Origin of the sequence: Mycolicibacter arupensis (assembly GCF_002086515.1) — a bacterium.
GTDB lineage: Bacteria > Actinomycetota > Actinomycetes > Mycobacteriales > Mycobacteriaceae > Mycobacterium > Mycobacterium arupense.
This window is the reverse complement of record NZ_MVHH01000005.1, coordinates 123324-140458: the sequence shown is the minus strand read 5'-3', so window position 1 is coordinate 140458 and position 17135 is coordinate 123324. Positions and strand designations below refer to the sequence as shown.

Here is a 17135-nt window from a genome sequence, read left to right as displayed (position 1 = left end):
GGCCCACTCCGGTGCTGGACGCCGACTACTGGGTGGCCAACGTGCGCCAGCCCGCGTTGGTGAGCCAGGCCCTGACCGTGGCGGCGGCCGACCATGACACGTTCATCGAGATCAGCCCCCACCCGCTGTTGACGCACTCGATCATCGAGACTGCCGAAGCCGCCGTCACCGAACCGGTCACCGTCGCGTCGACCCTGCGTCGGGGCGATGACGAGACGCTGAGCTTCCATGTTCAGCTCACCGAACTCGGCCGGCATCACGGCGGCACTGGTGTCGCCGAGGCCGGCGGATTCGCCGAACTGCCCGGCACCCCCTGGCAACACGGCCGGTATTGGCTCCACCTACCGGACCGGGCCGGTCAGGCACCGGACGTGCATCCGCTGCTCGGCGTTCACGTCGAGATGCTCACCGGCGGCGACCACATCTGGCAGAACGACCTCGGCGCCGAGGCCATGCCATGGTTGGCCGGCCAACCGATGCACGGACAGGCCGTGGCGTCTGCGGCGGCGCTGATCGAGATGGCGGTGGCAGCGGGCAGCCAGGCCCTCGGCCGACTCTCCGGGTCGATCGCGGTGACCGGCCTCCACATCGAGGAGCCGCTGGTGCTCAGCGGCGGGATGCAGGTCACCACCCAGCTCAGCGTGGCCAACGGCCAGACCCGGGTCGAGATCCATGCCCGCCAGGCCGGCGACGCCTGGACCCGGCATGCAGTCGCCGATATCGCAGCCGCGCCGGCAGACGGGCCGGCCGAGGAGCGGGCCGAGCACAGTGTGCTCACCTTGCCCGACACTGTGGCCACCCATCCGGCCTACCGGCTTCACCCGGCCCTGCTCGATGCCGGGCTGCGGCAGCTGGCGGCGGGCATCGAAGCCGAGGATGAACTCGGCGGTTACGTCCCGGCGGCGGTGGCTACGGTGCGTGTCTTCGCACCAGCCGGACGCCAGGTGCATTGCCACACCGAGGTGAGCAGGCACGACGGCACGGTGGCCGTTGGCCGGGTCGTGTTGACCGACGAGTCGGGCGCCGTCGTGGCCGAACTGACCGGCGTCGAGCTGCGCCCGCTCGATCCCCGCTCGCTGCGGGTACCGCTGGACCAGAAACTCTTCGCCACCGAATGGGCTCCGACCGAGCAGGTCACGACCACCGACGGCACCGGTGCGGCCGCCGGCAGCTGGCTGGTGCTGGCTGAAACCGATCCCGAGGGCTTGGCCGCGCAGTTCGCCGCCCGGCTGGCTGCCCCGAACCGCAGGGTGATCACCGGTCCGTTCGCCGAGGACCCCGCTGTGATCGAGGCGGTGGGGCAGGCCGCCGCGGACCCCGCGCATCCGCCCGCCGGCATCGTCGTCTTCCTGGACCGGCGCGGATTCGACGCGTCCAACCCGGACGCTGTGCTGGAACGCGCCCGTGAGCTCGTCTGGACAGCGTGGTCGACGGCCCGTGCGGTGGTCGAGGGTTGGCGGCAGGCAGCCGGCGCGAACAAGCCGCGATTGTGGCTGGTCAGCCGCGATGGGCTGGCCTTCGGCAGCGACGAACCGGGTGACCCAGCGATCGGCGCACTCAAAGGCGTGGTCCGCACCTGGCGATTCCCCGGTGAGCTCGCCCGGGTCCTCGCCGACGAGCCCGACCTGGGCGCCACCCTGGTCGACCTGGAATCCTCGGCGGATACCGCGGCACTGGCCGACGCCCTGCTGGCCGAACTGGGCGCCCCGCTACGCGACGACGTGATCGCCTTGCGCGGTGGACAGCGCTACACCGAACGCCTCACCCGGGCCACGCTCGACGGGGCCGCCGACACGGTCCCGGTTCCCCAGGCCGAGGTCCGCGCTGACGGCTCCTACCTGCTCACCGGAGGCCTGGGTGGTTTGGGCATCGTGGTGGCCCGCTGGCTGGTGGCCCGCGGCGCCGGACGCATCGTGCTCAACGGCCGCAGCGAGCCCGCCGACGGGCAGCGCGCTGTGCTCGACGAACTGGCCGCCGCCACCGAAGTGGTCTTTGTCGCCGGCGACATCAGCTCGCCGGGGGTGGCCGAGCGTCTGGTGACCGCCGCGCAGGAGACCGGCAAGCCGCTGCGCGGTGTCGTGCACGCCGCCGGTGTGCTGGGCGACGGCCTGGTGACGGCCGTGACCCGCGAGAGCCTGGAGAGCGTGTGGTCGGCCAAGGCTGTCGGCGCCGCGCGGCTGCACGCCGCCACCGCTTCCGCCCAGCTCGACTGGTGGGTGGGTTTCTCCTCCATGGCGGCACTGCTCGGACTGCCCGGCCAGCTCGGATACGCCACCTCCAACGCCTGGCTGGATGCCCTGATGGCGTGGCGGCACGCATCGGGCCTGCCCGCGACCGCCATCAACTGGGGTCAATGGTCGGATGTGGGTCTGGGCCGGTCGATGACGCTGAGCGTTCTCGACCCGATCAGCCCCGACGAGGGCATCGAGGCGCTGGATGCCGTCCTGGGTGCCGATCCCGGCGTGATCGGTGCTCGGATCGGGGTGGGCCGGCTGCGTATCGACCGTGCGGTCGCCACCTCGCCGGAATTTCGGGATCTGACCTTCTTCGAGGAGCTGGTAACCGAGGCCACAGGGGCCGGAGTGTCGGTTGATGCTGGTGCGACCGGTGAGCAAGCCGCTGCCGGGGCATCGGCGGGCGGCGCCCCGGATTGGTCGACCATTCCGGCGGACAAACGGCACGACGAATTGACGGTCAGGCTGCAGGCTATCCTGGCCCGCGAACTTCGGACATCGGCAACGGCCATCGACGTGGATCAACCCTTCCCGGAGATGGGACTGGACTCCATGATCGCGATGACGGTTCTGAAAGAGACACAACAACTGGTGGGGGTTGATTTGTCGGCGTCAATGCTGTGGAATCACCCCAGCATCTCAGCGTTGGCGACGCATCTGGTGGGACTGCTGGCGTCGCGTCATGCCGAGCCGGACAGCACACCAGGGCAAGACGACGATGATTTGGGGTTCGGCTCTTCCGGCGGCGTGCTGGACGAGTTGTTCGATCAGGTCGAGTCGGCTTCGACCGGTAGCGAGAGCGGTATTTGATGACGGGAATCTCCACGACGTCGATCTTCAACAGGATGTCGGCGATGGGCGCCGACAAGCGGGGGGCGCTGACCGAGCAGTTCGACAAGGCCTCGCGGATCGCCGCCGCCGAGCCGATCGCCGTCGTGGGCATCGGCTGCCGCTTTCCGGGCGGCGCTTCGGGCCCGGATGCCTACTGGAACCTGTTGGAGAACGGGCGCGACGCCATCACCGAGATCCCTGCGGATCGCTGGGACGCCGACGAGTACTACGACCCGGATCCCCTGGCCCCGGGCCGGATGTCGTCGAAGTGGGGCGGCTTCATCTCCGATGTGGCCGGGTTCGACGCCGACTTCTTCGGGATCTCCCCGCGCGAAGCCGAGGCGATGGACCCGCAACAGCGGCTCATGCTCGAAGTCGCCTGGGAGGCCCTTGAGCACGCCGGGCTGTCGCCGGAAACCTTGTCGGGGATCCGCTCCGCGGTAATGATGGGTGTGTATTACACCGAATACCAAGGTATTTCAGCAGCCAACCCCGACGCCATCGACGGATACTCGGCAACCGGAAACGCACATGCGGTCGCCGTGGGCCGGATCGCCTACCTGCTGGGCCTGCGCGGTCCGGCGGTCGCGATGGACTCGGCGTGTTCGTCGTCGCTGGTGACCATCCACATGGCCTGCCAGAGCCTGCGCCTGCGCGAGAGTGATCTGGCGCTGGCCGGTGGCGTCAGCCTCATTCTGCGACCGGAAACCCAGATCGCCATGGCTAAGTGGGGAATGCTGTCCCCGCGAGGCAGGTGCCACACCTTTGACGCCGGCGCCGACGGATTCGTTCGCGGCGAAGGCGCCGGGATCGTGGTGCTCAAGCGCCTCACTGACGCCATCCGCGACGGCGACCGAGTGCTGGCCGTGGTCCGCGGCTCGGCGATCAATCAGGACGGCAAGTCCAATGGCTTGACCGCCCCCAACACGATCGCCCAGATCGACGCCATCACCCGTGCACTGCGTAGCGCCGATGTCGCCGCCAACTCGGTCAACCTGATCGAAACCCACGGCACTGGAACAGCTTTGGGCGACCCAATCGAGTTCGAGGCGCTGGCCGATGTCTACGGTCGCGGCGCCGACAAGTGCGCGTTGGGTGCGGTCAAGACCAACATCGGCCATCTTGAGGCGGCGGCTGGAATCGCAGGTTTCATCAAGGCCGCACTATCGGTGCAACGGGGGAAGATCCCGCCGAATCTACATTTCTCCAAATGGAATCCGGCGATCGACCCGTCCCCGACGCGGCTGTTCGTGCCCACCGAGATGACACCCTGGCCGGCGGCCGAGGGGCCGCGGCGCGCCGCGGTCTCGTCGTTCGGGCTGGGTGGAACCAACGCCCACGTGGTGCTCGAGCAGGGGCCCGAGCCGGCGACGGGCTCGGCTCCGGCCGATCCGATCGCCACGCTGGTGGTGTCGGGCAAGAACGAACAGCGCGTGGCGGATTGGGCCGCCACTCTCGCCGACTGGATCGAGGGACCGGGCGCCGGGGTGCCCCTGGCCGACATCGCCCGCACTCTCAACCACCACCGCAGCAGGTACGCCAAGTTCGCCACGGTCAGCGCGCGCGACACTGAGCAGGCACTGGCCGGGCTGCGGGCCGTCGCCGGCGGATACCCGGTCCCCGGGGTGGTCGGCACGCGCACCGCGGTGCGCGGCAAAGGCACCGTCTTTCTGTACTCGGGGCAGGGATCGCAGTGGGCCGGCATGGGCCGTCAACTGTTGCTCGATGAGCCGGCGTTCGCTGCCGCCGTCGATGAACTTGAGCCCGATTTCGTTGCGCAGGTTGGGTTCTCGCTGCGTCAGGTCCTGGAATCCGGCGAACCGGTGGTCGGCATCGACCGTATCCAGCCGGTACTGGTGGGCATGCAGCTGGCACTGACCGCGCTGTGGCGATCTCACGGGGTCGAACCGGACGCCGTGATCGGACATTCGATGGGGGAGGTGGCCGCCTCCGTGGTGGCCGGTGCGCTGACACCCGCCGACGGCCTGAAAGTGATTGCCACCCGGTCGAAGCTGATGGCTCGACTGAGCGGCCAGGGCGCGATGGCACTGCTGGAGCTGGACGCCGATGCCGCGGAGAAGCTGGTCGCCCAGCACCCCGACATCACGGTGGCGGTGTACGCGGCGCCGCAGCAGACGGTGATTGCCGGCCCGCCCGACCAGGTCGATGCCGTGGTCGCGATTGTGGACGCTCAGGGCAAGCTCGCCCGGCGCGTCGAGGTGGATGTGGCGTCGCATCACCCCACCGTTGACCCGATTCTGGGTGACCTGCGGACCGCGCTGGCCGATCTGGCGCCGTCGGCGCCGAAGATCCCGCTGATCAGCACTGTCGGACACGAGGCATCCGGCGCGCCCGAGCTGAATGCCGACTACTGGGTGCACAACCTGCGCAACCCAGTCCGATTCAGCCAGGCCGTCACCGCTGCCGCTGCGGCGCATGCCATCTTCGTCGAGGTCAGCCCGCACCCGCTGCTCAGTCACGCGATCAACGGCAACCTCGAGACGGCGCGCCCCTCCGGCGACAGCGTGGTGAGCGGAACCCTGCTGCGCGATCAGCCGGAAGCGCTGAGCTTCCACACCAATCTGGCAACCGTCGCGCCACCCTCGGCTGATGCGCCGCAACCCGACGGCGGGGTCGGCCGCGCCGACCTACCGCCGCGGCCATGGCAACACACGCGGTACTGGGCGGCGCCTGCGGCGGCCGCCCGACACTCCGCCGACGCGCACCCCTTGTTGGGCGTCCACGTCGAGCTGCCGTCGGGCACCGGCCACGTCTGGAAGGCCGACGTGGGCACCGACCTGGTCTCCTGGATGGCGCACCACAAAGTGCACGGCCAGGTCGTGATGCCGGCCACCGGTTTTGCCGAGATCGCGTTGGCCGCCGCCGGCGAGGCCCTGGGGCTTCCCGCGTCTGCGGTCGCCGTGGACCGGGTTGAGGTCGAGCAGATGCTGCGAGTCGACGAGCGCACCGAGGTCACCACGCACCTCCTGCACAATGCCGATGGCTCCGAAGAGCTGCGGATCGAGATCCACTCCCGTCCGGCCGGCGGCAGCTGGTCGCGACACGCCGTGGCTCGGGCCACGACATCGCAGCCGGCCACCGAACCACCACGCCCGGCACCCACCAGCGGTGGGACCGCGTTGTCACCGGCAGACCTGTACACGGCGCTGCGGCGAACCGGTCTGCAGCACGGCCCGGCCTTCGCCGCCCTGACCCGGATCGTGCGCAAGCCCGGTGGTGCCTCCGAAGCCGAAATCGTGCTTCCCGACGAAGCCACCGCGCACCGCGGATATCGCATCCACCCGGTCATGCTCGACGCGGCCCTGCAGTGCCTGGCGGCAGCACTGCCGGACGAATCCTTGATGGGTCCGGCCGGCATGGACGAGGCCACCTACCTGCCGGTGGCAGTCGAGAACATCCGGATCTTCGGCGACGTCGGCCGTCGGGCGCGCGCGCACGCCGAGCTGACCAGCCACGACGACGGCGGAATCCTGGGCCGCGTCACCCTGACCGACGAAACCGGGGCGGTCACCGCCGAGCTGTCCGGAATCTATCTGCAGCGGGTGCAACGCCGGACCGTCCCATTGCCGCTGTCCCAGAAGATCTTCGACACCGAGTGGATCGGTGCGGACGCACCCGCGCAACCACCGGCGGCCGCCGACGGCAGCTGGCTGGTGCTGGCTGAGGACTCCGAAACTCAAACGCTGGCCGCGGACTTCGCAGCCCGATTCGGATCCGACAGCCGCCGGGTGATCACCGCGGATCTGTCCAGTGAGGCCGCGGTGCGGGAGGCATTCGCGCAGGCCGCCGGCGACCCAAACCGGCCGCCGGTCGGCGTGGTGGTGCTGGCGGCCACAGGCGCCTTCGACGGCACCGAAGCCCGGGATGCGACCGGCGACGCACCCTCTCGCGGCCGTGAACTGGCGTGGTCGGTTGTCTCGACGGTGCGCACCCTGGTGGGCGGCTGGCATGGCGCCGCACCGCGCTTGTGGCTGGTCGGCCGCAACGGCCTGACGGTCGGCGCCGCTGAGCAGGCGGAGTCGGGTGACCCGTCGATCTGCGCCCTGAAGGGGCTGGTGCGGGTGTTGGCCTACGAGCACCCGGACCTGCGCACCGGTGTGGTCGACCTGGACGCTGGAGCCGACCCGGTGACGGCTTTGATCACCGAGTTGGGCCTGGCGAGCAGTGACGACGTGGTGGCCTGGCGTGGGGAGAAGCGGTACGCCGAGCGGCTCAAGCGGGCGACCCTGAGCCCGACCGGCGCTCCGGCCGTACGCCCCGACGGCGCCTACGTCCTGACCGGCGGCCTGGGCGGGATCGGGTTGGTCGTCGCCCGCTGGCTCATCGACCACGGTGCCGCGCGGATCGTGCTCAACAGCCGTTCGCAACCGTCCGACGAGCAGCGCGCGGTGCTCTCCGAGCTCGAACAGCGGGCCCAGATCGCAGTCGTCTCCGGCGATCTCGCGGCACCGGGCGTAGCCGAGAGCCTGGTGGCCGCGGCGGAGCAGACCGGGTATGCGCTGCGCGGTGTCATTCATGGTGCCGCGGTGATCGACGACCAGATCGTCGTCGGCATCGACAAAGACACCCTGAGCCGGGTATGGGCTCCCAAGGCCGCGGCAGCGCTGCGGCTGCATGTCGCCACGCTCGGTAAGGACCTGGACTGGTGGGTCGGATTCTCCTCGACCTCCTCGCTGCTGGGTGCTCCCGGCCAGGCCGCCTACGCCGCGGCCAGCGCCTGGCTCGACGGGCTGGTGGCGTGGCGGCGGTCCGCCGGACTGCCGGCGATCACCATCAACTGGGGACAGTGGTCGGGGGTCGGGGTCGCCCAGGAGCTCAAGTTCAGTGCCCTGGACCCGATCAACCCCGACGAAGGCATGGAGGCTCTCGAGGCGATTCTGGGCGGCGACCTGTCGCGGGTCGGCGTCGCGAGGCTACGCCTGGACCGGGTGGCCGCGGCGTTCCCGGAACTGCAGCAACTCGGGTACTTCGCCACGCTCGCCGAAGAGTTGGACCTCGACGACCAGGACGACGACTGGCCCGGTCCGGAAGGACTGAAGCAGCTCAGCGCGGCCGAGGCCAGCGCTGCCGTCGTCGCGCGGCTCGGTTCGAGGATCATGGCGATCATGGGCTACCCCAAGGGCAGTGTGATCGACCCCGCCCGGCCGCTGACCGAACTCGGCATGGATTCGCTGATGGCTGTGCGCATCCGCAACACCGTCCGCGGCGATTTCGGCGCGGAGCCTCCGGTCGCACTGCTGCTGCAGGGTGCCTCCTTGACCGACCTGGCCGCCGATCTGGCCCGTCAACTCGGCCTCGCCGAGCCTGAGGGGGCAGACGGCGCGAGCGAGGCCGGCGGTGTACGGGGCCGGGCTCAGCAGCGTGCTGCGGCACGTCAGCGGGCCGCGGCACGGCGAAAAGTAGGAGATCGTTCGTGACCAACAACGAAGTGCCCGAAGGCGCGATCGCCGTCGTCGGCATGGCGGGGCGCTTTCCGGGCGCCCGTACCCTGTCGGCGTTCTGGAACAACCTGCGCAACGGCACCGAATCCATTGTCACGCTGTCCGAAGACGAGTTACGTGCCAGTGGCGTGAGTGACGTGGCGCTGGCAAACCACAACTATGTGCGCCGGGCTGCGCTGTTGGACGGCATCGACGAGTTCGACGCGAGCTTCTTCGGCTTCACCCCGCTGGCCGCCCGAACCATGGACCCCCAGCACCGGCTCTTCCTGCAGACGGCGTGGCATGCCCTCGAAGACGCCGGCTACCGCCCCGGTGAGATCGAGGGCTCGGTCGGCGTCTACGGGACGAGTACCACCAGCGGCTACCTGCTGCACAACCTCATGTCCCACTACGACCCGAACCTGATCATCGGCCAGGGCGTCAGCTTCGAGATGGTCAACCTCTCGCTGCAGAACGACAAGGACTATCTGGCCACTCGGGTGGCCCACCAGCTCGACCTGCACGGGCCGGCGTTGTCGGTGCAGACGGCGTGCTCCTCGGCGCTGGTCGCACTGCACCTGGCGTGCCAGAGCATTCTCAACGGTGAATGCGATATGGCGCTGGCCGGTGGGGCGTCGCTGCGGGTTCCGCACCACGTCGGTTATTGGCATGAGCCGGGTTCGATGGTCTCGGCGAGTGGACACTGTCGGCCGTTCGATGTGCGGGCCGACGGGACGATCTTCTCCAGCGGCGTCGGTGTGGTGGTGCTCAAGGCGCTGGAGGCGGCCGTCGATGACGGTGACCAGATCCACGCAGTGATCCGGGGTTCGGCGCTGAACAACGACGGCGGCACCAAGATGACCTACGCCGCACCCACCGCCGCCGGGCAGGCCGACGTGATCGCCGAGGCGCACGCGGTGGCCGAGGTGGACGCCTCCACCATCAGCTACATCGAGTCGCACGGCACCGCCACCCCGCTGGGCGACCCGATCGAAATCGAGGGTCTGCGACAGGCTTTCGCGGTCTCCGAAGAGCAGCGGCAGGGTCCCTGCTACGTGGGATCGGTCAAGTCCAACATCGGGCACCTGGAGTCGGCGGCCGGCATCGCCAGCCTGATCAAGACCATCCTGTGCCTCAAGCACCGGGCGATTCCCGGCACGCTGCACTACACCAGCCCGAATCCCGAACTGCATCTCGAGGACGGGCCGTTCCGGATCCGCGGCGAGTACGGCCCGTGGGAGTGGGACGGCATCCGGCGCGCCGGAGTCAGCTCGTTCGGGGTGGGCGGCACCAACGCCCACGTGATCGTCGAAGAGTGGCCCCGCGAAGACGTCGCGGCGTCGGTGGCACCCAAGCCCGGCCCCGAAGTGCTGCTGCTGTCGGCGCGCACCGCCGAGGCGCTGGCGCAGGGGCGCGCTGAGCTGTCCGCTGAGCTGACCGGTGCCGACGACGTTGACGGGCCGACCCTGCCTGACGTGGCCTACACCCTGGCGGGTCGGCAGCCGCACAAGCTGCGGCTGGCGGCGGTGGTCGCCGACCGCGCCGACGCGGTCGCAGTCCTGGGCGCGGAGGACAGTGAGAACGTCTTCATCGGTGAAGGCATCGATCTCGCCGAGGTGAGCGCCGAGGCCACCGACCGGGTGGTGTTCCTGTTCCCGGGGCAGGGTGCCCAGCACATCGGCATGGCACGGGGCCTCTACGACAGCGAGCCGGTGTTCGCCGAGTACTTCGACCGCTGCGCCGCCGGATTCGAGTCGGAACTGGGCTATGACCTGCGCGCGATGATCTTCGAGGGCACCTCGCGTGATCTCGAGCGCACCGATCGCACCCAGCCTGCACTGTTCACCGTGGAATACGCGCTGGCGAAGCTGGCCGAGAGCTACGGGGTGCGGCCCACCGCGCTGGTCGGTCACAGCATCGGCGAGTACGCCGCAGCGACCATCGCAGGAGTCTTCGACCTGGACACCGCGATCAAGGTGGTGGCGATGCGGGCGCGGCTCATGCATGCCGCACCGCGTGGCGTGATGGTGGCCGTGCCCGTCAGCGCGGACGCGGTCGGTGTCTACCTGACCGATGCCGTCGACCTCGCCGCGGTCAACGATCCGGACGGCTGTGTGGTCGCCGGAGCCGATTCAGACATCCGCGAGTTCACCGAGCGGCTCAAGCAGGCCGGAATCAACGCGCGTCGGGTGCGCACCTCGCATGCGTTCCACTCCCGGCTGATGGATTCGATGATCTCCGAATTCACCGCCTTCCTGTCCCGACAGACCCTGCACGAGCCGCAGATTCCGTTGCTGTCGAATCTGACCGGTACCTGGATGGCGCCGAGCGAGGCGACCAACCCGGCGACGTGGGCACGCAGTGTGCGTGCCACGGTACGGTTCGCCGACGAGGTCGACACGGTACTCAGCGACCCGCACCGCGTCCTTGTCGAGGTCGGTCCCGGTGCCACACTGACCGCCTCCGCGGCACGCAATCCGAAGTTCGTGAACGGTCACCGGGCGATCCGTCTCATGCGCCATCACGCTCAGAACCGCGACGACCGCGACACCTTCCTGCTGGCGCTGGGGCAACTGTGGGCTGCCGGGATCGACGTGGACTGGTCTGCGCTGCGTGGGGACTACCAACCCAAACGTGTGACGGTCCCCGGTTATCCGTTTGAGCGCCAACGGCATTGGCTCGAGCACAACGCCGGTGCCACCTGGGTCTCGGGTACCGGAGCCGGCGCCGCTGCGAGCGGGCAGCGCAACGGTGAGAGCGGCAGCGGCGGCGGCGAGTCGATGGAAGCCACCCTGCAGCGCATCTGGGCGGTCTGCCTGGGTGTGGGCTCGGTGGACCGGACCGCGAACTTCTTCGACGTGGGCGGTGACTCGCTGGTGGCGATCAGCGTCGCCATGGCCGCATCGCACGAGGGGCTGGACCTCACCCCGCAGGATCTCTACGACAACCCGACGGTGGCGGCACTGGCCAAGGCCCTGACCGCCCGCTACGCCGCGGGCGGGCTGGGTCGCCAGTCGCTCGGTGAGGTCGAGCACCCGCCCGTACCGCCGAACATCACCTACTTCTTGGAGAACGGTGTTCGCGAGCACGGTCGCTGGCGCATCCCGTTGATCCTGCGCTTGCGGCCCGATGTCTCGGTCGACGCTGTCCGGTCCGTGTTGACCGCGGTGGTCAACCACCACGACGCACTGCGACTGCGGCTGACCGAGCGGGCCGGAACCTGGGAGCAGCGCATCACCGAACCCGGCGAGTTCGACGAGATCCGCACGCACTCACTGCCGGAGGGCATGACCGCCGAGCGCGATGCGGTGCACACCCTGCTCGCCGAGCACATTCGAGACCAGGACCTGTCCAGCCCGCCGCTGACCGCCCTCTATGTCCGGGGTGCCTCCGGTGACCTGTGCTATCTGGCCTTGAGCCTGCATGCCGCTGTCGGCGACGAGGCGTCGCGCGACATCCTGCTGACCGACATCTTCACCGCGTTCGGCCAGCAGCTGTCCGGCAACGACATCGAACTGCAACCGGTCGGTGTCGGGTGGGCCGAGTGGTCGCAGCGTTGCGCCGGCCTGGCCACCCACCCAGCGGTGCTGGAAAGCCGCGAATTCTGGCTGACGACAACGAAGGCGGCGAACCTGCGGCTGGCCGCAGACGTCGCGGAGCCACCGGCCGTCGCCGACCTGTCCAAGGTCAGCACGGCCTTAGCCGCCGCCGACACCAGCGAGATCGACGATGCCCGGCGCCGGCTGCGGTTGCCGATCAACGAGATCCTGCTGGCCGGACTGAGTCGGGCGGTGGCATCGGCGATCGGTGAGGGCACGCTTGCCGTCGACCTGGGGGGCGCGGGCCGTTCGGTGCTCAAGCCCGAGGTCGATCTGCGGCGCACGGTGGGCTGGTTCACTACGTTGCACCCGGTTGCGCTGGCATGCTCGGCCGGCGACCAGGCCGGTGCACGGCAGCTGCTGGACTCGGTCCATGCCGCTCTCGACGGCGTACCGCACTATGGAGTCGGTTACGGCCTGCTCCGCTACCTGTACGCGCCGACCGCACGACTGCTGGGCTCGGTTGCCCCCGCTGACGTGCACTTCTCCTACGTCGGTGCCATTCCCGAGCCGCCGTCGCTCGGCGACTCTCCCGTGCAGTTCGACCCGGACACCGCGATGCCGGTGCGCGAGGCGATCCCGGGGCTGGGGTACGCGTTGGAGCTTCGGGCCTACCGCACCGGCGGTGTGATGTACCTGGACTGGTGGTACGACAACCGCCGCGTCCAGGAGTCGGTGGTGCACACCATCGCCGAGGGCTTCGCCACGGCGGTGATGGACGTGGTGCGTGCGGCGCTCGCCGAAGAGGATGCGGCCTCGGAGGGCGAGGACGAAATGACCCTGGTCGAGCTGTCGTAGCCCGTTGATTGAGGAGAGAACCGAAAGTGTTTGCCACGTCGGTCATTCGAAAACTGGCGATCAGTGAGGAGATGCTGGCCGAAACCCACAACTTCGTGGGGTTGGCCGCACACGTCACCGGCCCAGTCGACATCGATCTGCTCTCGGAGGCCTACGAGGCGCTGCTGGAGGCGCATCCGATCCTGACCGGTCGCCTGGAGCGTTTGCCCGATGGGCGCCACCAGTTCGTCACCGACGATTTGATGCCCGACGGTATCGAGGTCATCGAACTCGACGATCCCGACGCACAACCGCCCGCCCCGCGATTCGACCAGAGCGAGTCACTGGTGGCGATGCGGGTGATCATCCGCGACGGCCAAGCCCAACCGACCCTGTACGTGCACCACGCCGTAGCGGACGGCCACCACATGTACGCCTTGATCGAGGAGATGTTGTCGTTCTACACCGACCTGGTCACGACCGGCCGGATCGGTGCGATGAACGTCGAGCCCGCTCCGCTGTCGATCGAGGCGGTGCTGGCTGACCGGGGCATCGAGAAGCAACAGCGCTCCGGGATCGAGCGGTTCATGCCGGCCCTGTTCGCCTACGACCTACCACCTACCCGCCGGGCCGTGGCGTCAGAGACGCCGTCGTCGCCGGTGCTGGTGCCCATGGCATCGTGCCGGCTGACCGAAGAGCAAACCGATAATGTGGTTGCCTTCGGCCGGGCCCATGACCTGAGTTTGCATGCGATGCTCTCGGCGGCGGTGCTGATCGCGGAGTGGCAGTTGCGCGGCAAACTGAGCATCCCGGTGCCGTACGTCTACACCGTGGACTTGAGATACTTTCTGTCGCCGCCGGTTTCGGCCACCGGCTGCACCAACCCGATTGGACTGGCCACATATCTGGCCGAGGTGGATGCCAAGACCGATCTGGTCGAGATGGCGCGCGATATCGCCACAAACTTCCAGAAAGATCTCGATGAGGGCGTGATCCAGCAGTCCCGGTTGCATTTCAGCCCGCAGTACGTGGGGAACCCGCCGGGGCTGCCCGACGTCGTCGTGCTGAGCAACAACGGCCTGGTGCCCCCGGTGCGGACCCCGCCGGGCGTGGAGGTCACCACGACGCACGGCGAGTTGTACTTCGCGGTGAGCGCGGGAATCGACATCTATTTCACCCAGATCTTCTCCGGACAGCTCAACATCGAATATCACTCACACGGACCGGCGCCGGAGCGCTCGGTGGAGGCGATTCGGGCGCTGCTGTGCGGCATCGCCGAGCAGCACGCGGCCGGCGTCAGCTGATCGGGCCGAAGGCGTAGCGGTGGTACTGCAGCATTCCGCGCAGTGGCCGTATCGCCCGAGCCAGCCGGCTGGATCGCCGGAACCCGGCGGGGACCCGGCTGAAGGTCTGCGCGTCGAAGAGGTTGGCGGCTGCCAGCAGTCGGAGCCCGCTCACCTTGTCGAGAATGTCGTTGGGCCCGTTGACCGCCCAGTGCAGGGTGGACCCGGACTGGCGCTGCAGCCGGTGGGTCTTCTGGGTTTTGATCCCGAGCCAGTTGTAGAAGTCGATCTGCAGCTCGCCGGACGGAAACTTCTCGACGATGCTCTGCAGCAGGGCCACCCCGTCGGCTTCGGTGAGGTACATGCTGATTCCCTCGGCCAGCAGCAGGACCGGCCGATCGGCGGGAATCTCATCGAGCCACGACGGGTCGGTCGCGGACGTCGCCACCAGGTGGTAACCGGGGCGGGCGGGATAGACCTGCTTGCGCAACGCGATCACCGGCGGCTGGTCGACGTCATACCAGGCCACTTCGGGTCCGGGGTCGATCCGGAACACCCGAGCGTCCAAACCGCAGCCGAGGTGGATGACGGTCGCATCCGGGTGGGTGGCCAGGAACTGACGTGCCCAGATGTCGTACTGGGCGGTGCGCACCGTCACCAGTGGCGCCCAGCGCCCGGGAGCCTTGAGGCCGTCCCAGTCGAAGTCGATACGGTCGACGGCTTCCTTGGCGTACCGATCGCCCAGCACCGGCGAGTCGAAATCGGCGTCGAGTGCCTTGAGATAGAGCGTCGTCAGCATGGTTGCCGCGGCACCGTGCAGGTCGACGGGGATCTTGTCTGCCACGTCGGCGAGCCTAATACGCTGAACGGATATTCGACGCACCGCACGTTCGAACCCGGCGGTTCAGCAAGGCTCGACGGAGGAGAGCCGAAGCTGGGACCGCCGCATATATCAGGAGGCGCAGATGGCAGTTGAGACCAGCGAGCCCAGCGGGCGGGCACCGCGGATCCTGTTGTTGTACTACAGCTTCTCGGGCCAGTCGCGCAAGGTGCTTGAGGCCGCCGGCGAGGTGTTCACCCAGCATGGCTGCGAGGTGGTCACGGCGGGTATCGAATTCACCGACCCGCAGTACGCGCCGCGTTTCGCCCAGTTTCCGCTGCGCCGGGTGTGGCCCGACATGCTCAGTGTGCTCAAGGCGCAGCAGCGCGGCGAGACGGGGGAGATCCGCACGCCCGACGCGGTGCGCGACGGCACATACGACTTGATCTGCATCGGCTCGCCGACCTGGTGGAAGGCACCCGCCATGCCGATCAGGTCGTTCTTGAAGTCAGAAGAGGCGCGAAAGCTGCTGGACGGCAAGCCGTTTGTCGTGTTCACCGTGTGCCGCGAATTCTGGCAGGAGAACTATGCCGAGGTCTGCCGGCTGGCGGAGGAGTGCGGCGGTCGCTATCAGGACGAGATTCACCTGACGTATCCCGGCGACCCGCTGCGGTCGATGCTGGCGCTCACCAGTTACCTGGGCAGCGGGCGTTACCGCGAGCGCTACCTGGGCCTGCGCCTGCCGCCCACCAATGTCCAGCCCGAGCAGCTTGACCGAGTCCGCAGGTTCGCCGCGGGCTTGGTGAGCCGGTTGTTCGGAAAGTGAGAGGTCAGCGGTCATGCCCCGTTCCTTCGAGGTGACATTCTCCTCGCCGGCATCCGTCGAGCAGGTCTTCGGTGCGTTCGGGAACCGAGCGTATTGGCTGGCCCGGATCGAGGCCTTCGGCGGCGATAAGACCCTGGACGCGCTGGACGTCGAGCCTGATGGCCAGGTGCGCGTGGTGGTGACCGAGGACCTGCGCCACGGCGCGCTCCCCGGCATGCTGGCCAAGGTCTATCGCGGCGATCTCAACATCGTGACTACCGAGGTGTGGACCCCCGCCGGGGACGGCCGCGTCGGCGGTGACATCACCGTCGCAGTGACCGGTGCTCCCGGGTCCGGCGGTGGCACCGCGGTGCTCGAACGCGAAGGCACCGGCTCACGGTTGGCGCTCAACGGCACGATCCGGTTCAAGGTGCCGCTGGTGGGCGGGCCCATCGAGAGCTTCCTGGCCCGCGAGTTCTCGCAGGGCATACCGGAGATTCAACGGTTCACCACGAGCTGGTTGGGTGAGAATGGCTGACAACGAGTTCGTCTTTACCCACGTGCCCGGCACTGCTGAGGCGCTGGCCCGGCTGGACATGCCGCTGGGCGAGGCCATGATGACGCAGCGGGCGATACGACGGGTGTACTCCGATCCGGTCGATGACGCCGTCGTGCTCAAGTGCATCGAGCTGGCGCTGCGGGCGCCGACCGGAAATGACGGTCAGAACTGGGAGTTCATCGTCGTCAAGGACCGCCGTGTCAAGGAGGAGTTGGCCAAGCGCTATCGGCAGGCGTGGAAGATTCAGCGCGACGTGGTGCTACGCCGCAAGATCAAGACCGATGAATCGATCGCCGGAATTGCCCGGGCGATGCAGTGGCAGATTGACCACTTCGCCGAGATTCCCGTCCTGGTGGTCGCCTGCCTGAGGCTGGGGGCCCGCGAAGGCCGGCTGCCGGTGGTACGTATGCCGCACATCGCCGAGTCGGCCTACTGGGGGTCGATCTACCCGAGCGTTCAGAATCTGCTGCTGGCGGCGCGTGCCATGGGCTTGGGAGCGTCGCTGATCACCTTGCCGCTGTGGAATCAGCGTGCGGTGCGTCGCACCCTCGGGCTGCCGGGTGAGATCACGCCGTGCTGCATCGTCCCGCTGGGTTGGCCGCGCGGACGGTACGGCCCCACCACCCGCAAGCCGGTGGGGGAGGTGGCTCACCTCAACGGCTACGGCGACCGCGCCTGGCTGGAGAACTGAATACTTGTTTATCTTTTTTCCACCTCGGCTGAGTAAAGAGAAGCCCCGTTCGATTTAGTGAACTGTAGTGCAAATCGCGGGCACGATTTACTTAT

The 17135-nt window shown here is 68.4% G+C and carries 8 protein-coding genes; 7 read left to right on the top strand and 1 reads right to left on the bottom strand.

The annotated features are described in order from the left end of the window. The 4 genes from BST15_RS04535 to BST15_RS04520 form a co-directional block, all read left to right on the top strand. Positions 1–3044: SDR family NAD(P)-dependent oxidoreductase (locus tag BST15_RS04535; protein ID WP_133053190.1), on the top strand; the 3044-nt coding region annotated here is incomplete at its 5' end. Continuing rightward, positions 3044–8503, top strand: a complete 5460-nt coding sequence (locus BST15_RS04530; RefSeq protein ID WP_109370680.1) for a type I polyketide synthase — start codon at positions 3044–3046, stop codon at positions 8501–8503. The genes BST15_RS04535 and BST15_RS04530, both read left to right, overlap by 1 nt. Further along, a complete protein-coding gene (locus BST15_RS04525) occupies positions 8500–12903 on the top strand; it encodes a type I polyketide synthase (protein ID WP_046188361.1) in 4404 nt (1467 codons plus the stop codon). Before BST15_RS04530 ends, BST15_RS04525 begins: the two co-directional genes overlap by 4 nt. 26 nt (positions 12904–12929) lie before the next feature. Continuing rightward, complete coding sequence (locus BST15_RS04520; protein ID WP_046188360.1) at positions 12930–14186, top strand: phthiocerol/phthiodiolone dimycocerosyl transferase family protein; 1257 nt, start codon at positions 12930–12932, stop codon at positions 14184–14186. Here BST15_RS04520 and BST15_RS04515 read toward each other — a convergent pair. Continuing rightward, complete coding sequence (locus BST15_RS04515) at positions 14179–15009, bottom strand: class I SAM-dependent methyltransferase (RefSeq protein ID WP_046188359.1); 831 nt, start codon at positions 15007–15009, stop codon at positions 14179–14181. The two genes, BST15_RS04520 and BST15_RS04515, sit on opposite strands and share 8 nt — an antisense overlap. 121 nt (positions 15010–15130) lie before the next feature. Between BST15_RS04515 and BST15_RS04510 the strand changes: the two genes are divergently transcribed. From BST15_RS04510 to BST15_RS04500, 3 genes are read left to right on the top strand one after another with little or no spacing between them, the layout of a single operon-like run. Continuing rightward, positions 15131–15811, top strand: coding sequence for a flavodoxin family protein (locus BST15_RS04510; protein WP_046188358.1), 681 nt, complete (start codon positions 15131–15133; stop codon positions 15809–15811). A 13-nt stretch (positions 15812–15824) separates the two neighbouring features. Continuing rightward, positions 15825–16328 (top strand): DUF2505 domain-containing protein, encoded by a 504-nt coding sequence (locus BST15_RS04505; RefSeq protein WP_046188357.1) that lies wholly within the window; start codon positions 15825–15827, stop codon positions 16326–16328. Next, positions 16321–17040 (top strand): nitroreductase family protein, encoded by a 720-nt coding sequence (locus BST15_RS04500; RefSeq protein WP_046188356.1) that lies wholly within the window; start codon positions 16321–16323, stop codon positions 17038–17040. Before BST15_RS04505 ends, BST15_RS04500 begins: the two co-directional genes overlap by 8 nt. Positions 17041–17135: the final 95 nt, after the last annotated feature.